This is a genomic window from Pseudomonas sp. LAMO17WK12:I5, assembly GCF_900215165.1.
GTDB classification, from domain to species: Bacteria; Pseudomonadota; Gammaproteobacteria; order Pseudomonadales; family Pseudomonadaceae; genus Aquipseudomonas; species Aquipseudomonas putida_A.
In genome coordinates this window covers 15,167-34,450 of record NZ_OBDS01000003.1, presented here as the reverse complement: position 1 = coordinate 34,450, position 19,284 = coordinate 15,167, and the positions used below count along the sequence as shown (strand labels likewise).

At 59.7% G+C, this 19,284-nt stretch carries 16 protein-coding genes; 4 read left to right on the top strand and 12 right to left on the bottom strand.

What is annotated here, in order from left to right; genetic code table 11:
- Positions 1 to 8: 8 nt before the first annotated feature.
- The 3 genes from CRO59_RS05560 to CRO59_RS05550 all read right to left on the bottom strand — a co-directional run bounded on the left by CRO59_RS05560 (position 9) and on the right by CRO59_RS05550 (position 2,634).
- Positions 9 to 746, bottom strand: coding sequence for an S-methyl-5'-thioinosine phosphorylase (locus CRO59_RS05560; RefSeq protein WP_027611451.1), 738 nt, complete (start codon positions 744 to 746; stop codon positions 9 to 11).
- An 11-nt stretch (positions 747 to 757) separates the two neighbouring features.
- The gene (nagZ, locus tag CRO59_RS05555) at positions 758 to 1,768 is read right to left on the bottom strand and encodes a beta-N-acetylhexosaminidase (protein WP_041068989.1); all 1,011 of its coding nucleotides are present in this window, start codon (positions 1,766 to 1,768) and stop codon (positions 758 to 760) included.
- A 158-nt stretch (positions 1,769 to 1,926) separates the two neighbouring features.
- Positions 1,927 to 2,634, bottom strand: a complete 708-nt coding sequence (locus CRO59_RS05550; RefSeq protein ID WP_007961819.1) for a TetR/AcrR family transcriptional regulator — start codon at positions 2,632 to 2,634, stop codon at positions 1,927 to 1,929.
- A 228-nt stretch (positions 2,635 to 2,862) separates the two neighbouring features.
- Here CRO59_RS05550 and lexA point away from each other — a divergent pair, with 228 nt between their 5' ends.
- Both lexA and sulA read left to right on the top strand, forming a co-directional pair.
- On the top strand, positions 2,863 to 3,471 hold the full coding sequence (gene lexA / locus CRO59_RS05545; RefSeq protein ID WP_003226590.1) for a transcriptional repressor LexA: 609 nt from the start codon (positions 2,863 to 2,865) through the stop codon (positions 3,469 to 3,471).
- Between the two features lie 10 nt (positions 3,472 to 3,481).
- The gene (sulA, locus tag CRO59_RS05540) at positions 3,482 to 3,955 is read left to right on the top strand and encodes an SOS-induced cell division inhibitor SulA (RefSeq protein WP_097088550.1); all 474 of its coding nucleotides are present in this window, start codon (positions 3,482 to 3,484) and stop codon (positions 3,953 to 3,955) included.
- Between the two features lie 94 nt (positions 3,956 to 4,049).
- Here the strand turns inward: sulA and CRO59_RS05535 are convergent, their stop codons facing one another.
- The 7 genes from CRO59_RS05535 to CRO59_RS05500 all read right to left on the bottom strand — a co-directional run bounded on the left by CRO59_RS05535 (position 4,050) and on the right by CRO59_RS05500 (position 12,457).
- Positions 4,050 to 4,283, bottom strand: a complete 234-nt coding sequence (locus CRO59_RS05535; protein ID WP_003226592.1) for a hypothetical protein — start codon at positions 4,281 to 4,283, stop codon at positions 4,050 to 4,052.
- A gap of 106 nt (positions 4,284 to 4,389) precedes the next feature.
- Complete coding sequence (locus CRO59_RS05530) at positions 4,390 to 4,914, bottom strand: DUF6586 family protein (protein WP_097088548.1); 525 nt, start codon at positions 4,912 to 4,914, stop codon at positions 4,390 to 4,392.
- Between the two features lie 144 nt (positions 4,915 to 5,058).
- A complete protein-coding gene (topA, locus tag CRO59_RS05525; protein ID WP_096797175.1) occupies positions 5,059 to 7,689 on the bottom strand; it encodes a type I DNA topoisomerase in 2,631 nt (876 codons plus the stop codon).
- Positions 7,690 to 7,803: 114 nt separating this feature from the next.
- A complete protein-coding gene (locus CRO59_RS05520; RefSeq protein ID WP_027611446.1) occupies positions 7,804 to 8,040 on the bottom strand; it encodes a DUF1653 domain-containing protein in 237 nt (78 codons plus the stop codon).
- Between the two features lie 99 nt (positions 8,041 to 8,139).
- Positions 8,140 to 9,315 carry an acetyl-CoA C-acyltransferase FadA gene (fadA, locus tag CRO59_RS05515; protein ID WP_097088545.1) on the bottom strand — a complete coding sequence of 392 codons (1,176 nt, stop codon included), beginning with the start codon at positions 9,313 to 9,315 and terminating at the stop codon, positions 8,140 to 8,142.
- 29 nt (positions 9,316 to 9,344) lie between these two features.
- Entirely contained in the window at positions 9,345 to 11,492 is a 2,148-nt protein-coding gene (gene fadB, locus CRO59_RS05510; protein ID WP_024013640.1) for a fatty acid oxidation complex subunit alpha FadB, read from the bottom strand.
- A gap of 527 nt (positions 11,493 to 12,019) precedes the next feature.
- On the bottom strand, positions 12,020 to 12,457 hold the full coding sequence (locus tag CRO59_RS05500) for a hypothetical protein (RefSeq protein WP_027611444.1): 438 nt from the start codon (positions 12,455 to 12,457) through the stop codon (positions 12,020 to 12,022).
- 103 nt (positions 12,458 to 12,560) lie between these two features.
- Here CRO59_RS05500 and CRO59_RS05495 point away from each other — a divergent pair, with 103 nt between their 5' ends.
- Positions 12,561 to 12,998 carry a universal stress protein gene (locus CRO59_RS05495; RefSeq protein ID WP_027611443.1) on the top strand — a complete coding sequence of 146 codons (438 nt, stop codon included), beginning with the start codon at positions 12,561 to 12,563 and terminating at the stop codon, positions 12,996 to 12,998.
- Positions 12,999 to 13,171: 173 nt separating this feature from the next.
- Here the strand turns inward: CRO59_RS05495 and CRO59_RS05490 are convergent, their stop codons facing one another.
- On the bottom strand, positions 13,172 to 15,094 hold the full coding sequence (locus CRO59_RS05490; protein WP_096797179.1) for an ATP-binding cassette domain-containing protein: 1,923 nt from the start codon (positions 15,092 to 15,094) through the stop codon (positions 13,172 to 13,174).
- Positions 15,095 to 15,308: 214 nt separating this feature from the next.
- On the opposite strand from CRO59_RS05490, the gene CRO59_RS05485 reads away from it, so the two are divergent.
- A complete protein-coding gene (locus tag CRO59_RS05485; protein WP_097088543.1) occupies positions 15,309 to 17,237 on the top strand; it encodes a transglycosylase SLT domain-containing protein in 1,929 nt (642 codons plus the stop codon).
- A gap of 85 nt (positions 17,238 to 17,322) precedes the next feature.
- On the opposite strand, the gene CRO59_RS05480 is transcribed toward CRO59_RS05485, so the two are convergent.
- Entirely contained in the window at positions 17,323 to 19,101 is a 1,779-nt protein-coding gene (locus CRO59_RS05480) for an ABC transporter transmembrane domain-containing protein (protein ID WP_097088541.1), read from the bottom strand.
- Positions 19,102 to 19,284: the final 183 nt, after the last annotated feature.

Sequence of the window (19,284 nt, the reverse complement as noted above, 5' to 3'; positions counted from 1 at the left end):
GACAGTCCTTAGCTGGCCAACACCCGCGCCAACGTCGATTTCACCTTGCCCATCCCGTCATGCAGCGCCTGCTCGATCTCGGCCATGGTGATCACCGCCGTGGTCTTGCCCGCCGCCGGATTCACCACCAGCGACAGGCAGGCGTAATCCAGATCCAGCTCACGAGCCAATGCCGCTTCCGGCATGCCGGTCATGCCGACGATGTCGCAACCGTCACGCTCCAGACGCACGATCTCGGCCACGGTTTCCAGACGCGGGCCCTGGGTGCAGGCGTACACGCCCTGATCGCTGTATTCGCAGCCTTCGGCAGCCAGCGCGACGATCAATTGCTGACGCAGCGGCTCACTGTAAGGGAAGCTGAAATCGATATGGGTGACGTGCTCCAGATCATCGGCGAAAAACGTGTGTTCGCGACCGCTGGTGTAATCGACGATCTGGTGTGGCACACAGAAATGCCCGGTGCCCATGGCCGGATGGATCCCGCCCACCGCGTTGACCGCGATGATCGCCTCGGCGCCGGCCTGCTTCAGCGCCCACAGGTTGGCGCGGTAGTTGACCTTGTGCGGCGGGAAACGATGGGGATGGCCGTGACGGGCGAGGAACAGCACTTCCTTGCCGGCATATTCCCCGATCTGCACTTCAGCCGACGGCGAACCGTAAGGCGTATCCACCGCCAACGACTGACGAATGCTCAGGCCTTCGAGCTGGGTCAGGCCGGTGCCACCGATGATTGCGTAAACCGTCATAGCAAAAATCCTTAATCGATCAGTTGAGCGTCTTTGAGCGCGCCGATGGCGGTGAGCCAGCGCGGATCCTGGCGGTAATCGGTACTGGCGAACGCCTGCCCGCGCATCCGCGCAATGCGTGCGGACGGTTTGACCTTCATCCGTTGCGCAGCACTCAGGGCCAGTTCGGCCGCAGCGCGGTCATTGCACACCAGGCCCATGTCGCAACCGGCAGTCAACGCGGCTTCGATCCGGCTGGCAGCGTCGCCGACCACGTGGGCGCCGGCCATCGAAAGGTCGTCGCTGAAGATCACGCCGTCAAACTGCAACTCGCCGCGCAGGATGTCCTGCAACCAGCGACGGGAGAACCCGGCCGGCTGCGAATCGACTTGCGGATAGATGACGTGCGCCGGCATGACCGCAGCGAGTTGCTTGCTGAGTCTGGCGAACGGTACGAGGTCGTTGGCGCGGATCTCGTCGAGACTGCGCTCGTCATTCGGGATCGCGACGTGGGAGTCGGCTTCGGCCCAACCGTGACCGGGGAAATGCTTGCCGGTAGCGGCCATGCCCGCGCTGTTCATGCCGCGGATGAAGGCGCCGGCGAGCAACGCTGCGCGCTCGGGATCCCCTTCGAACGAACGAGTGCCGACCACGGCGCTGCGCTGGTAATCCAGATCCAGCACCGGGGCGAAACTCAGGTCGAGGCCGACCGCCAACACTTCGGTGGCCATGACCCAGCCGCATTGTTCGGCGAGGTATTCGGCGTTCGGGTTGTCGGCGATGGCACGCATCGCGGGCAGGCGCACGAAGCCCTGACGCAGACGCTGCACCCGGCCGCCCTCCTGGTCGACCGCCAGCAGCAGATCCGGGCGAATGGCGCGGATCGCAGCACTCAGCTCGCGCACTTGGCGCGGGTGCTCGATGTTGCGCGCGAAAATGATCAGGCCGCCCACTTCGGGCTGGCGCAACAATTGGCGATCTTCGGCCGTCAGCCAAGTACCGGCGACGTCCACCATCAACGAGCCTTGCAGGCCAGCAGTCATAGAGATTCCTTGAAAACGAAAAACCCGATCCGCCAGAAATCGCTACCGTGAGCAGGGCTCGGCAGGCCAATAATTTCTATGGAGATCGGGTTCAGAACGAAAGTCGGCATGGGCGGCTAGCTTAGCGGATACAAGCAGCCGCGCCCACCCGTGTGCGGTTAAACCTTGGCGGCCACCGGAGTCGATTTGCTGCGCGGGCGAAGCTGCGCAGTCGCCATCGCGGGGTCGGTGACACCGGTTTCGGCACGCATGCCGGCGGCAAGGAACGGCACCATCAGACGCATCACTTGTTCGATCGAGGTGTTGACGCCGAAGTCGGTCTCGGCAATCGCGCGCAAGGCCTTGATCCCGGACATGCTGAACGCCGCAGCGCCGAGCATGAAGTGCACGCGCCAGAACAGCTCGATTGGCGGGATGCGCGGAGCCGCTTCGTTGACCAACAGCATGTAGCGGCGGAACACCTTACCGTACATGTCTTCCAGATAACGACGCAGGTGACCCTGGCTCTGGCTGAACGCCAAACCGAGCAAACGCATGAAGATCGACAGGTCGTTACCGCTGCGTGGCTGCACCACGAGCGCTTGCTCGACGAGGATTTCCAGCAACTCTTCAAGGGTCGGCTTGTTTTCAGGCTTGGCCTGGCGACGCTCCAGCTCTTTATCGAGGCTGATGCAGAACGGCCCGAGGAAGCGCGAGAAAACCGCCTGGATCAGCGCTTTCTTGGAGCCGAAATGATAATTCACCGCCGCCAGGTTTACCCCGGCCTTGCTGGTGATCAAACGCAATGAGGTTTCAGCGAAACCTTTCTCCGCGAACAACTGCTCGGCAGCATCAAGAATGCGTTCAACGGTTTCCGACTGGGCCATGGCTACTCCGCCTGACAAACACTTGTTTGAAACATACGTTTCAGCCTGTGCCTTGTCAAGCCTGCCAGTTCGTTTTGGGAATGGTCGGTCAGCTATTTAACCACACTCGACCGGCGCATTAATAAGCACGGGAACCGACCGTCCGGCGGGCTGCAAAAAACGGGCATTGCCAAGACCGCTTCACTGTATATAATCCCAGTCACTGTATAAAAAGACAGAGCGATCAATATGCTAAAGCTGACGCCACGCCAAGCCGAGATTCTGGCCTTTATCAAACGCTGCCTCGAAGACAACGGCTACCCGCCAACCCGCGCGGAAATCGCTCAGGAACTGGGTTTCAAGTCGCCCAATGCGGCGGAAGAACACCTCAAGGCCCTGGCCCGCAAAGGCGCTATCGAGATGACCCCGGGCGCCTCCCGCGGCATTCGCATCCCCGGTTTCGAAGCCAAGGCTGACGACTCTACCCTGCCGATCATTGGCCGGGTCGCTGCCGGCGCACCGATCCTCGCCCAGCAGCACATCGAAGAGTCCTGCAACATCAATCCTGCGTTCTTTCACCCACGGGCCGATTACCTGTTGCGCGTACACGGCATGAGCATGAAGGACATCGGCATTTTCGACGGTGACCTGCTGGCGGTTCACACCACCCGCGAAGCACGCAATGGCCAGGTGGTGGTTGCACGGATCGGCGATGAAGTGACGGTCAAGCGCTTCAAGCGCGAAGGCAGCAAAGTCTGGTTGATTGCCGAAAACCCTGAGTTCGCCCCTATCGAAGTCGACCTGAAAGATCAGGAACTGGTGATCGAAGGCTTGAGTGTCGGCGTAATCCGCCGCTAAAGGAGGCTTTATGCAGTTCCCACACACACCCCAGCAAACACAACTGCCTCTATTCGAAGCGTTTCTGGCACAACCGATGGCACCGATCCTGAAAGATGTGGTCGAGCGCCCATGGATTGCCGAACCGGAAGTATTCAGTGAGCTGTCACTGCGCGGTGCGACCGGGAACTGCCTGAACCTGCTGGCCCCGATCCTTCGCGAACTGAGCGAGGATCAGGATGCACGCTGGCTGACGCTGATCGCCCCTCCAGCCAGCCTGACCCAGATCTGGCTGCGAGAGGCCGGCCTGAACCGTGAACGCATTCTGCTACTGCAACCTCGTGGTGCGCAAAGCGCTCAGCAACTGGCCTGCGAAGCACTGCGCCTGGGTCGTAGCCATACGGTGGTAACCTGGCTCAATCCGCTGAACACAAGTTCACGGCAACAACTGATCAGCGCAGCCCGCACGGGCGACGCTCAGAGCCTGAACATTCGATTGGGTTGATTCACTTGTAACGCGCGCTGTGTGAAGCGCAGGGCTTCTCCAGGGACAGAGAAGCCGATCTGATGTTGCAGCGGCAAGCGCCGACAGGCGGATCTCAGTGAAGAACCCGCGGCCCTTCTTCCTTATCAAATTCGCCTTCGACCATACGGCCGGCCATCTGTACGCCGACGCTCAACATCGCTTTCGCGATTTCCACATGCTGGCCTTGCAGGAATGCTTTGGCATCCTCGGAGAAATCCAGCGTCACCAGAGAACCCTCGTCCTCAGCCCTGCGCAGTTCGATTCGGCCGTCTGGTAACTCGACAATTTCTAGAAAGGACGTTGGCATATAGGTCTGTTCTCCACGAAAGGCAGGGATTATATAGACATCATTCGGGCTTCGCTCGGGATCTTGACCAGCAGCATGTTTCAGATTGCCACCGTGTCAATTGTCCTCAGCATTCGTTCAAGCCTTCGCGAAAGCGGATTGCCAGGCCCTTGAGATTCTGCCGCCAGCTCTCCAGCTCTTCCCGACTCAACTCCTGCGGCGCCTCTTCTTCATCGAGATTAATGGCCTGAATCAATGGCTGTGTCACATCACCCTTGGGCTTGTGGGGCACCCGTGGCGGCTGAAACAACGCTGAGTGCGCCGCCAGCAATTTCGCCAGCCAGGTTTCAGGGTTACCAGCCAGCTCAACCATCTCGGCCAGTTCCGGGATCGCAATCGATTCCAGGACTTCGCGAGTCAGCAACGCTTCGGCTCGCGATGCATTGGCCTGAGGCAGACGATAGAAACCGGCGATCTCGTGACACAGTCCCAGAAGCGCGCCATAGAGGTGAAACAATGCTGATTCACGGCCAGCCTGAATCAGCGCCAACGAATTCATCGCCCGCCCCTCTTCGGCGCGAGCCAGAGCCTCCAGCGACAGGCCGGCGAAATAGATCTTCTGATTGGTGCGGGTATAGAGTTCGTGCGCCATGCCGGCAGTCTCCACAGCGAAATAATTGCGTCACACAGGCCGGACAGTGTCATGGATCAGCCGATCCCACCGCAAGCACAAAACAAAAAGGCCACATGAAAACCCGAGAGTCATCATGCGGCCTTTTGTGGATCAGGCTAGCGCTTACTCAGCCTTGGCTTTTGTGCGCTTGTCTTCAACAGTCCACTTGCCACCGTCGTAGTAAGCCTTCCAGCCGGTAGGCTTGCCGTCGACCTCGGTCTGCACATATTGCTCCTTGGTCTTGCGGCTGTAACGGATTACTGCCGGCAGACCATCAGGATCCTTCTGCGGTGCTTCGCAGAGGAAGTGGTACTTCGGATCGATCTCATCCTTGTGCGGCAGAATCTCGATCACCAGCGGAGCACGAGTCTCGCGGTTTTTCGGGAACTGGCTGGCCGCCAGGAACAGACCGGAAGCACCGTCGCGCAGAATGTAGGTGTCGTTGACCTTTTCACATTTCAGCTCAGGCATCTTCACCGGGTCCATCTTCGGCGGCGCCGCGTCACCACTCTTCAGCAGTTTGCGGGTGTTCTTGCAGGTCGGGTTGGTGCAGCCGAAGAACTTGCCGAAACGGCCGGTCTTGAGCTGCATCTCGCTGCCGCACTTGTCGCATTCCAGGCTCGGACCTTCGTAGCCCTTGATGCGGTAGTTGCCCTCTTCGATTTCATAGCCGGCACAATCCGGGTTGTTACCGCAGATGTGCAGTTTGCGCTTCTCGTCGAGCAGGTAGGCGTCCATCGCGGTGCTGCAGATCGGGCAGCGATGCTTGCCGCGCAGCACCAGCGACTCCGACTCGCCCTCGTCGTCCGCAGCGATCTCGTCGCCCGGCACCAGGTTGACGGTGGCCTTGCAGCGCTCTTTTGGCGGCAGGCTGTAGCCCGAGCAACCGAGGAACACGCCGGTCGATGCCGTACGGATCTGCATCGGACGACCGCACGTGGTGCACGGAATGTCAGTCATGACCGGCTGGTTGGCACGCATGCCGCTTTCCGGGTTCTCGGCCACTTCGAGCTTCTTCTTGAAGTCGCCGTAGAACTCGTCCAGCACGTTTTTCCAGTCGCGCTCGCCCTGAGCCACATCATCGAGGTTCTCTTCCATGCCGGCGGTGAAGCCGTAGTCCATGAGGTTCGAGAAGCTCTCCGACAGACGCTCGGTGACGATATCGCCCATCTTTTCCGAGTAGAAACGACGGTTGTGCAGGGTCACGTAGCCGCGATCCTGAATGGTCGAAATGATCGCTGCGTAAGTCGAAGGACGACCGATGCCGCGTTTTTCCATTTCCTTGACCAGGCTGGCTTCCGAGTAACGGGCCGGCGGCTTGGTGAAATGCTGCGACGGATCGAGCTTGATCAGCTTCATCGCATCGCCCTGCGCCATGTCCGGCAGAACATCGTCATCGCCAGGCTTGGTGATTTGCGGCAGAACGCGGGTGTAACCGTCGAACTTGAGGATGCGGCCTTTGGCACGCAGCTCGAAGTCGCCAGCGGCAACGCTGACGGTGGTCGACAGATATTGCGCCGGCAGCATCTGGCAAGCGAGGAACTGGCGCCAGATCAACTCGTAGAGGCGCTCAGCATCGCGCTCCATGCCTGCAAGCTTGCTTGGCGTGGTATTGGCATCGGAAGGACGAATCGCTTCGTGAGCCTCTTGTGCGCCTTCCTTGCTGCTGTAGACGTTCGGTGTTTCCGGCAGGTACTTCTTGCCGAACTCGTCCTCGATATAGGTACGCGCCATCGCCACGGCATCAGCCGAGAGGTTGGTCGAGTCGGTACGCATATAAGTGATGTAGCCGGCTTCGTACAGACGCTGGGCCATCATCATGGTTTTCTTCACGCCGAAGCCCAGGCGGTTGCTCGCGGCCTGCTGCAGGGTGGAGGTGATGAACGGCGCCGACGGCTTGCTGCTGGTCGGTTTGTCTTCGCGCTTGACGATGCTGTAGCTGGAGGACTTGAGCTTCTCCAGCGCGGCTGTGGCCTGAGCTTCGTTCAGCGGTTTGAAGGCTTCACCCTTCTCGCGCGCCACTTCGAAACGTACGGTCGAACCCTTGGCGGTGCCAAGATCAGCGTGCACTTCCCAGTACTCTTCCGGGTTGAATGCACGAATCTCACGCTCACGCTCCACCACCAGTTTCACGGCAACCGATTGCACGCGACCGGCTGACAGGCCACGGGCGATCTTGGCCCACAGCAACGGCGAGACCATGTAACCCACGACGCGGTCGAGGAAACGACGCGCCTGCTGGGCATTTACACGATCAATGTCCAGCTCGCCCGGCTCGGAGAAAGCTTCCTGAATCGCCTTCTTGGTGATTTCGTTGAACACCACGCGCTTGTAGCGGCTGTCGTCACCACCAATGGCTTCGCGCAGGTGCCAGGCAATGGCTTCCCCCTCGCGATCCAAGTCGGTTGCGAGATAGATGGTGTCAGCATCCTTGGCGAGCCGGCGCAGCTCTTCGATGACCTTCTCTTTACCCGGGAGGATCTCGTACTGGGCTTTCCAGCCATGATCGGGATCGACACCCATGCGCGAGACCAGTTGCTTGCGCGCTTTCTCTTTCGGCGTGAGCACCGGCCCCTCGCCCGCGGCAGCCTTGCCGCGCTTGGCGGCTGGCTCTTTGCTGGCGCTAGCCGAACCGCTGGTGGGCAGGTCTCGGATATGGCCGATACTCGACTTCACCACGTATTGGTTGCCCAGATACTTGTTGATGGTCTTGGCCTTAGCCGGGGATTCCACAATGACCAGCGATTTGCCCATGGATCAGAAAATTCCTGAATTCTAGAAGTGAAAGGCGGTTGGCGCCTGACGCGGCACCGCTATATATAGTGGCTACAAGGTGAGGTCAAGCACAGGGTTCTGTGCGCACTCGCCTTATGCCTTGGAAAAAAGGCTCGGTTCGGCGTGCACCAAAGCAAAGCGTGGCACCTGCTCGCCGTCAACCTCGACCGACTCGACGAACATGCTCAAAGGGCGCACCCAAAAGCCGTAATCGCCATACAGGGCTTGGTAAAACACCACTTCCTCTTCGGTCTCGGAGTGCCGCGCAACACTGAATACGCGGTACTGCGGACCTTTGTAATGTTGGTAGAGCCCAGGTTGTATCGGCATGCTTCGGCCCTCACTCAAATTTTTTCAAAATAAATACAAAAATAAATCCGCAAAAACAAAAACCGGGGCACTGGGCCCCGGCTTCCATCGACGAGACGCTTAAACGCGTTCGAAGACGGTGGAGATGCCTTGGCCGAGACCAATGCACATGGTGGCCACCCCGAAGGTGCCGCCATTCTGCTTCATCACGTTCAGCAAGGTGCCGGAAATACGGGCACCGGAGCAACCGAACGGGTGACCCAGGGCGATCGCGCCGCCGTGCAGGTTAACCTTCTCGTTCATCTTGTCGAGCACTTTCAGATCTTTCAGCACTGGCAGGGCCTGTGCAGCGAAAGCTTCGTTGAGCTCGAAGAAGTCGATATCGTTGATGCCAAGGCCCGCACGCTTCAGGGCTTTTTGTGTAGCCGGCACTGGACCATAGCCCATGATTGCCGGGTCCACACCCGCCACTGCCATCGAACGGATCACGGCCATCGGCTGGATCCCCAGATCCTGCGCACGCTGCGCCGACATCACGATCATGCACGAAGCACCATCGGTGATCTGCGACGAAGTACCGGCAGTCACGGTGCCGCCCTTTGGATTGAAGGCAGGCTTGAGAGCCGCCAGGCTTTCCAGAGTGGTTTCCGGACGAATGGTTTCGTCGTAGTCGAACAGCTTCAGGAAGCCGTTTTCGTCGTAGCCCTGCATCGGGATGATTTCGTCTTTGAACTTGCCTTCAAGCGTCGCCTTATGGGCGAGCTGGTGGGAGCGCACGCCAAAGGCGTCCTGCTGCTCACGAGTGATGCCGTGCATCTTGCCGAGCATTTCAGCGGTGAGGCCCATCATGCCCGAGGCTTTCGCCGCGTACAGCGACATGTGCGGGTTCGGATCGACACCGTGCATCATGCTCACGTGGCCCATATGCTCGACGCCGCCAACCACGAATACGTCACCGTTGCCGGTCATGATCGCTTGCGCTGCAGTGTGCAGGGCACTCATCGACGAGCCGCACAGACGGCTGACGGTCTGGCCGGCCGAGGTGTGCGGAATCTGGGTCATCAGCGACGCCATGCGCGCGATGTTCCAGCCCTGCTCCAGGGTCTGGTTCACACAGCCCCAGATCACGTCCTCGACTTCAGCAGGATCGACCTTGGCGTTGCGTTCCAGCAGTTTGCTGATCAGGTGCGCCGACATGTCTTCGGCGCGGGTGTTGCGGTGCATGCCGCCCTTGGAGCGGCCCATCGGAGTACGACCGAAGTCGACAATCACGACGTCTCTAGGATTCAAGCTCATAAGTTCACTCTCACTCTAGTTGGGGGCGCTTAACCGAAGAAGCTCTGGCCGTTTTTGGCCATTTCGCGCAGCTTCGCGGTCGGGTGGTACAGCGCGCCCAAATCAGCGTACTGGTCAGCCAGGGCAACGAACTCGGCCACACCGATCGAATCGATGTAGCGCAGCGCACCGCCACGGAATGGAGGGAAACCGATACCGTAGACCAGACCCATGTCGGCTTCGGCGGCGGTTTCAACGATGCCGTCTTCCAGGCAGCGCACGGTTTCCAGGCACAGCGGGATCATCATCCAGTTGATGATGTCTTCGTCAGTGACTTCGCGCTGCTCGTAAACGATCGGCTTGAGCACTTCCAGCACCGACGGATCGGCAACCTTCTTCTGCTTGCCTTTCTTGTCGGCTTCGTAGGCGTAGAAGCCCTTGCCGTTCTTCTGGCCCAGACGCTTGGCTTCGTAAAGCACGTCGATGGCCGAACGACGGTCATCCTTCATGCGATCCGGGAAACCTTCAGCCATCACGTCACGACCGTGGTGACCGGTGTCGATGCCGACCACGTCCATCAGGTACGCCGGGCCCATCGGCCAGCCGAATTTTTCCATGACTTTATCGATGCGGACGAAATCCACACCAGCGCTGACCAGCTTGGCGAAACCGCCGAAGTACGGGAACAGAACGCGGTTGACCAGGAAGCCCGGGCAGTCGTTGACGACGATCGGGTTCTTGCCCATTTTCTTGGCGTAGGCAACGGTTGTGGCAATCGCCAGCTCGCTGGACTTCTCGCCACGGATCACTTCCACCAGCGGCATCATGTGCACCGGGTTGAAGAAGTGCATGCCGACGAAGTTTTCCGGGCGCTTGAGGGCCTTGGCCAGCAGGCTGATGGAAATGGTCGAGGTGTTGGACGCGAGGATGGTGTCCTCTTTGACCTTGTCTTCGACTTCAGCCAGTACCGCTTGCTTGACCTTCGGGTTCTCGACCACGGCTTCAACAACCAGATCGACGTGACCGAAGTCACCGTAGGACAGGGTCGGACGAATACCGTTGAGCACTTCAGCCATTTTCGCGGCGGTCATGCGGCCTTTGTCAACGCGACCAACCAGCAGTTTGGCGGCTTCGGCCAGCCCCTGCTCGATACCGTGCTCGTTGATGTCCTTCATCAGGATCGGCGTACCTTTGGAGGCCGACTGATAAGCGATGCCGCCACCCATGATGCCGGCGCCCAGTACGGCAGCCTGCTTCACGTCCTTGGCGATTTCGTCGTAGGCCTTGGCCTTTTTCTTCAGCTCCTGATCGTTCAGGAACAGACCGATCAAGCTCTGCGCGGCAGAGGTCTTGGCCAGTTTGACGAAACCGGCGGCTTCGACTTCCAGCGCCTTGTCACGACCGAAGTTCGCGGCTTTCTGGATGGTCTTGATCGCTTCGACCGGCGCCGGGTAATTCGGGCCAGCCTGCCCTGCCACAAAACCTTTGGCGGTTTCGAAAGCCATCATCTGCTCAATGGCGTTCAACTTGAGTTTTTCAAGTTTTGGCTGACGCTTGGCCTTGTAATCAAACTCGCCGGAGATGGCGCGCTTGATCAGTTCAAGGGCAGCTTCCTGCAGCTTCTCCGGAGCAACCACGGCGTCGACGGCGCTGACTTTCAGCGCGTCTTCAGGACGGTTTTCCTTGCCGGCGGCAATCCACTCGATGGCGTTATCGACGCCGATCAGACGTGGCAGACGCACAGTACCGCCGAAGCCTGGGTAGATGCCCAGTTTGACTTCCGGCAGACCGATCTTGGCCTTGGTCGACATGACGCGGTAGTCCGCCGCCAGGCACATTTCCAGACCACCACCCAGGGCGATGCCGTTGATCGCGGCCACGGTCGGAACGTTGAGGTCTTCGAAATCGCTGAAGATCTTGTTGGCTTCGAGATTGCCAGCAACCAGCTCGGCATCCGGCAGCTTGAAGTTGTCGACAAATTCGGTGATGTCGGCGCCGACGATGAACACGTCCTTGCCACTGCTGACGATCACGCCCTTGATCGAAGCATCTGCCTTGATGGTGTCCACGGCCTGACGCAGTTCGTTCAGGGTAAGACGGTTGAACTTGTTGACGGACTCACCCTTGAGGTCGAATTTCAATTCGACGATGCCACTTTCAAGAGCTTTAACCGTGATGGCTTTACCTTCGTAAATCATCAACTGATCTCCACGATATGGAAGCTGAACAGTACACGTCGGACGCAGGTAAATGGCTCGGCAGGACGCTTTTTCGTCGATGCTGACGCCAATCCACCCGGCACACCCGCCAACGCGATAGTCGGGATTCTGTAGGAGCAGTCTGTAAGACAAACGCTCAATTCATACGCCCGTTTGATTTGGGTACGTCACCTTCACGGAATTTCCAACAATTGTCAATCGCCCAAAATACGGGTTGAAATGCGACTTTGTGGTCATTTCCGTTGCACACAGATCCGCAACACGCAGCTGCGTGCAAAGCCATTCATAGAATCAATAGTTAGAAAAGTCGCCCTAATTCCCTGCGAGCCTTGTTTAACAGGCTACGCTGGCTGGACTACAGGGAGAATCGCTGACCGCGAAAAGCCAAATCAGCGACAAAAACAGTTACCGGCCTGCCTGGCCACCCCGCCCGATGAATCATGTCGGGCTTTTTATTGCTCGTCTGCCGGACGCTCCCCACCCTTGCAGTGGGAAAAGTCCGCGAGTCAGGCCAGCGCTTTCAGAGTCGCGTCGATATCCTGCAAAACCGTGGCTTCGCCCTTCTCGCCCCAGTACAGCGCGATCATCTGCTTGTCGGCCTCGACCTTGAACACGTTGCCCGGCAACTTTTCAAAATGATCGAGCAGCAACCGGTCCTCGCAGACTTCCTGCCACTGATTGACCCATACCCCCGGCGATTTCTGCCAGTAGGTCCAGCACGCCGGCTGAGTGCCACGCCGTGGCCGATGATATTGCGCGCACGGGCTGGGCGGCTCCTGAGACAGCCAGTGCGGCCACTCCTGAGGCGCCAGCTGCATGGCCAGCCCGATGCGTCGCGCCTCCATGCGCAGGGCCATCCGGCCGCTCTGCACGCGCGACGGGCGCAACCACGCCAGTGGACTCAAAACCACCAGCAGGATTGACACCACCAACCAGACCGTCATATCTCTACTCCCGACTTAAGGTGAGCGCATTGTGTCACTTTGGAACCAATGCGCTTGAAACCAGCCATACTTAACAATATTGAACCGTCACGAGGAGCACCTCATGCCCTACAACCATATCCTGGTCGCCGTAGACCTGACCGAAGAGTGCGACCCTGTGATTCACCGCGCCCGAGAGCTGTCGGCGAGCAATGGCGCCAAGCTGTCGCTGGTGCATATCGTCGAACCGATGGCCATGGCGTTCGGCGGCGATGTGCCGATGGATCTGTCACAACTGCAACAGCAGCAGTTCGATCAGGCCAAGGAGCGTCTTGAGCGCCTGAAAGCCAAATATGCCGAGCTCGAAGGCGCCAATTGCCACCTGACCTATGGCCAGCCACGTCAGGAGATCCATCATTTCGCCAAGGAAAACTCGTGCGATCTTATCGTGGTCGGCAGCCATGGCCGTCACGGTCTGGCACTGTTGCTGGGCTCCACGGCCAACGACGTGCTGCACGGCGCGCCTTGCGATGTTTTGGCGGTACACCTGGTCAAACGTTGAAACACTGATCATTGTGGGAGCGAGCCTGCTCGCGAAGGCGTCGGCACATCAGCATTAATGCCGCATGACATACCGCATTCGCGAGCAGGCTCGCTCCCACATTAGGTCTCCACCCGGATATGAAAAGCCCGGCGCTCATCACTGAACGCCGGGCTTTTTCATGGCCGGATCAATCAGGCATCCAGCTCGGCCCAACGCTCCAACAGTGCATCCAGCTCAGCCTGCAACTGCTCCAGCGAAGCAATCACCTTGGCCGTTTCTGCTGGCGGACGCTGATAGAAGCCGGCTTCAGCCATTTCGGCTTCGACGGCCGCGATCTGCTGTTCCTTGGCATCGATGTCGCCCGGCAATGCTTCCAGCTCGCGCTGCAGCTTGTAGCTCAGCTTCTTCTTGGCTGCCGGCGCGGCAGCAGCAGGTGCGGCAGCCACGACAGGTTCAGCGGTGACCACAGCCGAATTCAGATCAGCCTTGCCCGACTTGCTCTCGGTCACGCCCAGCAGGCGCGGCGAACCGCCCTGACGGATCCAGTCCTGATAGCCACCGACGTATTCACGCACCTTGCCTTCACCTTCGAAGACCAGGGTGCTGGTGACCACGTTGTCGAGGAATGCCCGGTCGTGACTGACCATCAGCACAGTGCCGTTAAAGGTCAGCAGCACTTCTTCGAGCAGCTCGAGGGTTTCCACGTCGAGGTCGTTGGTCGGCTCGTCGAGGACCAGCAGGTTCGCCGGTTTGCTGAACAGTTTGGCCAGCAGCAAACGCGCACGCTCGCCACCGGACAGCGCCTTGACCGGCGTGCGCGCACGCTGCGGGCTGAACAGGAAGTCACCGAGGTAGCTCAGGACGTGGCGGCTCTGGCCGTCGATATCGATGAAATCGCGACCTTCGGCGACGTTGTCGATCACGGTCTTTTCCAGATCCAGCTGATGGCGCAACTGGTCGAAGTAGGCCACATCGATGCGCGTGCCCTCTTCCACCTTGCCACTGGTCGGTTGCAGACCGTTGAGCATCAGCTTCAGCAGGGTGGTCTTGCCGGTACCGTTGGCGCCGAGCAGACCGATACGGTCGCCGCGCTGCAGGACCATCGAGAAGTCCTTGATCAGGTACGGGCCGTCCGGGTGATGGAAGCTGACATTCTCCAACACCATCACTTGCTTGCCGGACTTGTCGGCGGTTTCCAGCTGGATGTTCGCCTTGCCGGTACGCTCGCGACGCTCGCTGCGCTCAACACGCAGGGCTTTCAGGGCGCGCACACGGCCTTCGTTACGGGTACGACGGGCCTTGATGCCCTGACGGATCCACACTTCTTCCTGAGCCAGACGCTTGTCGAACAGCGCGTTGGCAGTTTCTTCCGCGGCCAGCGCAGCTTCTTTGTGCACGAGGAAGCTGGCGTAGTCGCCGTTCCAGTCGATCAGGCCACCGCGATCCAGTTCGAGGATGCGCGTGGCGAGGTTCTGCAGGAAGGAACGGTCGTGCGTGATGAACAGCACGGCGCCCTGGAAATCCTTCAGGGCTTCTTCGAGCCAGGCAATCGCACCGATGTCCAGGTGGTTGGTCGGCTCGTCGAGCAGCAACAGATCCGGTTCGGACACCAATGCCTGCGCCAGCAGCACGCGACGACGCCAGCCGCCGGACAACTCGGCGAGGGTTTTGTCGGCCGGCAGTTGCAGGCGGCTCAGAGTGCTGTCGACCAGGGTCTGCAAGCGCCAGCCGTCACGGGCTTCGAGGTCGTGCTGGACGTGCATCAGCTTGTCCAGATCGGCGTCGGTGACGATGTTCTGGCTCAGGTGATGATATTCGGCGAGCAAGGCGCCAACGCCGTCGAGGCCTTCGGCAACCACGTCGAATACGGTCCGCCCGTCGGCCACTGGCAACTCTTGCGGCAATTCGCCGATTTTCAGACCGGGGGCACGCCACACCGAGCCGTCATCGGGCTTCTGGTCGCCCTTGACCAGTTTCATCATGCTGGATTTGCCAGTGCCGTTGCGGCCGATGATGCACACCCGCTCACCACGGGCGATCTGCCAGGACACCTTGTCCAACAACGGCATCGCGCCGAATGCAAGGGACACATCGCTGAATTTGAGCAGGGTCATGAGCTTCTCCAAAAACCGGGCGCGCATTCTACCTGATTCAGGTTCTCAGCAGGCCGGCAATTTGTCTGCCGAAGCACTCTGCACAACATTTGTTGCGAACTTGTGCTGCGGGACCGGCAAAGCTTTCGCCCGTTGCTGGCAAAAGGCTAAGCTACAGACAATTCAGTACTGGCCGCGGCCGGTGCTTGTCATGATTTCTCTGCCCGGATGTCTCATGCGCAGTCGCCTTTTCAGTGTCTTGTCCTGTTTGCTACTTACCGCCGCTGCCGCTCAATCCGCCCAGGCGGTGGACCTGTCCACCCAACGCCAGTATTACGATGAAGCCAAACGCGCCCTGGCCAAGGGCGATACCGGCCCGTACTTCCGTTACAGCCAGGCCCTCGCCGATTACCCGCTGGAACCGTATCTGGCCTACGACGAACTGACCGCGCGCCTGAAAACCGCGAGCAACGCCGAAATCGAGAAGTTCCTCGCCGAGCACGGCGACCTGCCCCAGGCCAACTGGATGAAGCTGCGCTGGTTGCGCTGGCTCGCCGACCGTGGCGATTGGGCCACTTTCACCAAGTATTACGATCCGAAACTCAACTTCACCGAACTGGACTGCCTCAATGCTCAGTACCAGATCAGCAGTGGCCACAAGGCCGAGGGTTATGCCAACGCCGACAAACTGTGGCTGACCGGTAAATCGCAACCGGCCGCCTGTGACGGGCTGTTCGGGATCTGGGCCGCCGACGGCCAGCTGACCGAACAGAAACGCTGGGAACGCACCAAACTCGCCGCCCAGGCGCGTAACTATCCACTGGCCAACAGTCTGGTCAACGGCCTGACCACCCTCGCCCCGCGCGGTCGGCTGCTGGTAGATGTGGCGCAGAAACCCGAGCTGCTCAATCAGCCGTCGCGCTTCACCCCGGCCGACGAGCCGATGTCCGATGTGGTCAGCCTCGGCCTGCGCCGCCTCGCCCGTCAGGATCCGGACAAGGCCATGGCCCTGCTCGACGGATACGCCAGCAGCATGCATTTCTCCCGTGACGAGAAAGTCGCGATTGCCCGGGAAATCGGCCTGACCCTGGCCCGGCGTTTCGACAGCCGCGCGCTGGACGTGATGACCAAATACGATCCGGAACTGCGTGACAACACCGTGTCCGAATGGCGCCTGCGTTTGCTGCTGCGACTGGCACGCTGGGACGATGCGTATCAGTTGACTCGTCGTCTGCCACAGGATCTGGCGACCACCAACCGCTGGCGTTACTGGCAGGCCCGCAGCCTGGAACTGGCGCAACCGCAGAACCCGGAAGCGCAGACCCTGTACAAAAATCTGGCGAAGGAACGCGACTTCTACGGTTTCCTCGCTGCCGACCGCTCGCAACTGCCTTACTCGCTGATGAACAAGCCGCTGGTACTCAGTCAGGCCACCATCAACAAGGTGCGTAACACTCCCGGCGTGCGGCGCGCGCTGGAATTCCATGCGCGCGGGCAGATCGTTGACGGTCGCCGCGAGTGGTATCACGTCAGTCGCCATTTCAATCGTGACGAAATGGTCGCTCAGGCCAAACTGGCCTACGACCTGAAATGGTACTTCCCGGCCATCCGCACCATCAGTCAGGCGCAATACTGGGACGACCTGGATATCCGCTTCCCGATGGCCCACCGCGACACACTGGTGCGTGAAGCCAAGACGCGCGGCCTGCATTCGAGCTGGGTGTTCGCCATTACTCGCCAGGAAAGTGCCTTCATGGACGACGCCCGCTCCGGCGTTGGTGCCAGCGGTCTGATGCAGTTGATGCCCGGCACTGCCAAGGAAACCGCACGCAAGTTCAGCATCCCGCTGGCCTCGCCGCAGCAAGTGCTCGATCCGGACAAGAACATCCAGCTCGGCGCCGCCTATCTGAGCCAGGTGCACAGCCAGTTCAACGGCAACCGCGTGCTGGCCTCCGCCGCCTACAACGCCGGCCCCGGCCGCGTGCGCCAGTGGCTGCGCGGTGCCGATCACCTGAGCTTCGACGTGTGGGTGGAAAGCATCCCGTTCGACGAAACCCGCCAGTACGTGCAAAACGTGCTGTCATACTCGGTGATCTACGGGCAGAAGCTCAATTCGCCGCAGCCGCTGGTGGACTGGCATGAGCGGTATTTCGACGATCAATGACAGGTGCTGAATACCTGAAATGAAAAATGCCCGCATCAATCGATGCGGGCATTTTTTTGCCGTCAGCAAAGATCTGCGGCAGTTCCTACACCGCCACCGCATGCCCGTCGTTGAACTGCAGCGCTGCCAACCGGGCATACAGCGGATTGCTTACGATCAGTTCCTGATGGGTACCGATGGCCACCAGGCTACCCTGATCCATCACCGCGATCCGGTCGGCGTTTTTCACTGTGGCCAGGCGATGCGCGATTACCAATGTGGTGCGATTTTGCATCAGGCTTGGCAACGCTTCCTGAATCAAGTGTTCGCTCTGCGCATCGAGGGCGCTGGTGGCTTCGTCCAGCAGCAGAATCGGCGCATCCACCAGCAACGCGCGGGCAATCGCCAGGCGTTGACGCTGGCCGCCGGAAAGTCCGAGGCCGGCGTCCCCCAAGTGGGTCTGATAGCCATTGGGCATCTTCTCGATGAAGTCATGGGCGTGGGCAATTCTTGCCGCTTCCTTGACCTGTTCCAGCGTCGCATCTGCATTGCCGTAACGAATATTCTCTTCGACGCTGCCGAAAAACAGCGCAGGCGATTGCGAGACCAGGGCGAAATTGCGCCGCAGATCCAGCGGGTCGAGGCTGGTCAGCGGCACACCATCTATCAGGATCCGGCCTTCAAGCGGGTCGTAGAAGCGCAACAGCAAGTCATACACCGTGGACTTGCCGGCCCCGGATGGCCCGACAAGGGCCAGGGTCTCGCCGGCCCTGATGGTCAGGCTCAAGCCGTTGACGGCGTAGCTGTCCGGACGTGACGGGTAGGAGAAACGCACATTCTGCAATTGCAGATCGCCCTTGATCCGTTCTGGCAATGTCACCAGTCCGATGCTCGGTGGCTGGATGATGTTCTGCGAACTGAGCAGTTCCGCAATGCGCTCAGCGGCACCCGCCGCACGCTGCAACTCGCCGATGACTTCACTCAACGTGCCGATCGCACTGCCGACGATCAGGCTGTAGAAAACGAACGCCGCCAGTTCGCCACCGGTAATGCGCCCGGCAATCACGTCCATGCCACCGACCCACAACATCACCGCCACCGCGCCGAGCACCAGCACGATCACCACGGTGATCATCCAGGAGCGCTGAAAGATGCGCTTGCGCGCGGTATCGAACGCGTCCTCGACGGTCGTGGCAAAACGCCGCTCGTCCTGCACCTGATGGTTGTAGGCTTGCACGGTCTTGATCTGGCCCAGGGTTTCGGAGACATAGCTGCCAATGTCGGCCACCCGGTCCTGACTCAGCCGCGACAGATTACGCACGCGCCGACCGAAAATCAGAATCGGCGCGACCACGAACGGCAAGGCAATCACCACGATGCTGGTGAGTTTCGGGTTGGTGATAAACAGCAGGACAACCCCGCCGATCACCATCAACAGGTTGCGCAGAAACATCGACAGTGACGAGCCGATCACCGATTGCAGCAACGTGGTGTCGGCGGTCAGTCGTGACTGAATCTCCGAACTGCGGTTGTTTTCGTAAAATCCAGGGTGCAGATAGACCAGATGGTTGAACACCTCGCGCCGGATGTCCGCCACACAGCGCTCACCGATCCACGATACCCAGTAAAACCGTGCAAACGTGCCGATCGCCAGGCCCAGCACCATCAGCATGAAGATGCCGATGCTCTGGTTCAGTTGATGCGGCGACTGCGTCATGAAGCCCCGATCGACCAGCAATTTGATCCCCTGCCCCATCGACAAAGTGACGGCCGCGGTGACGATCAGCGCCAGCAGTGCAGCGCCGACTTGCCAACGATAAGGCGCCAGAAACCGGCTGGTCAGGCTCAGCGCTCGACGGTGCCGGGAAGAAAGCTTCGAGATCATTCAGGTACACATCCGTGTTGGTGAAAGGGCTAGCCTAAACCTTCTATGGGGCGGAACTCTGTAAATCACAATGAGTCAGGTTAAATATGCCCCCAAAGACTAGGCCATAGTTGCTATTGGTCTAATGTCCCGGTTGAGACGAGCGGTCATTTCTGTTGGACTGGAGGTGCCGCTTTTGACAGA

What these genes read in the sequence shown, in the direction of transcription:
- CRO59_RS05560 (WP_027611451.1), bottom strand. Translation starts at nt 746, where the DNA reads ATGACGGTTTACGCAATCATCGGTGGCACCGGCCTGACCCAGCTCGAA.
- nagZ (WP_041068989.1), bottom strand. Translation starts at nt 1,768, where the DNA reads ATGACTGCTGGCCTGCAAGGCTCGTTGATGGTGGACGTCGCCGGTACT.
- CRO59_RS05550 (WP_007961819.1), bottom strand. Translation starts at nt 2,634, where the DNA reads ATGGCCCAGTCGGAAACCGTTGAACGCATTCTTGATGCTGCCGAGCAG.
- lexA (WP_003226590.1), top strand. Translation starts at nt 2,863, where the DNA reads ATGCTAAAGCTGACGCCACGCCAAGCCGAGATTCTGGCCTTTATCAAA.
- sulA (WP_097088550.1), top strand. Translation starts at nt 3,482, where the DNA reads ATGCAGTTCCCACACACACCCCAGCAAACACAACTGCCTCTATTCGAA.
- CRO59_RS05535 (WP_003226592.1), bottom strand. Translation starts at nt 4,283, where the DNA reads ATGCCAACGTCCTTTCTAGAAATTGTCGAGTTACCAGACGGCCGAATC.
- CRO59_RS05530 (WP_097088548.1), bottom strand. Translation starts at nt 4,914, where the DNA reads ATGGCGCACGAACTCTATACCCGCACCAATCAGAAGATCTATTTCGCC.
- topA (WP_096797175.1), bottom strand. Translation starts at nt 7,689, where the DNA reads ATGGGCAAATCGCTGGTCATTGTGGAATCCCCGGCTAAGGCCAAGACC.
- CRO59_RS05520 (WP_027611446.1), bottom strand. Translation starts at nt 8,040, where the DNA reads ATGCCGATACAACCTGGGCTCTACCAACATTACAAAGGTCCGCAGTAC.
- fadA (WP_097088545.1), bottom strand. Translation starts at nt 9,315, where the DNA reads ATGAGCTTGAATCCTAGAGACGTCGTGATTGTCGACTTCGGTCGTACT.
- fadB (WP_024013640.1), bottom strand. Translation starts at nt 11,492, where the DNA reads ATGATTTACGAAGGTAAAGCCATCACGGTTAAAGCTCTTGAAAGTGGC.
- CRO59_RS05500 (WP_027611444.1), bottom strand. Translation starts at nt 12,457, where the DNA reads ATGACGGTCTGGTTGGTGGTGTCAATCCTGCTGGTGGTTTTGAGTCCA.
- CRO59_RS05495 (WP_027611443.1), top strand. Translation starts at nt 12,561, where the DNA reads ATGCCCTACAACCATATCCTGGTCGCCGTAGACCTGACCGAAGAGTGC.
- CRO59_RS05490 (WP_096797179.1), bottom strand. Translation starts at nt 15,094, where the DNA reads ATGACCCTGCTCAAATTCAGCGATGTGTCCCTTGCATTCGGCGCGATG.
- CRO59_RS05485 (WP_097088543.1), top strand. Translation starts at nt 15,309, where the DNA reads ATGCGCAGTCGCCTTTTCAGTGTCTTGTCCTGTTTGCTACTTACCGCC.
- CRO59_RS05480 (WP_097088541.1), bottom strand. Translation starts at nt 19,101, where the DNA reads ATGATCTCGAAGCTTTCTTCCCGGCACCGTCGAGCGCTGAGCCTGACC.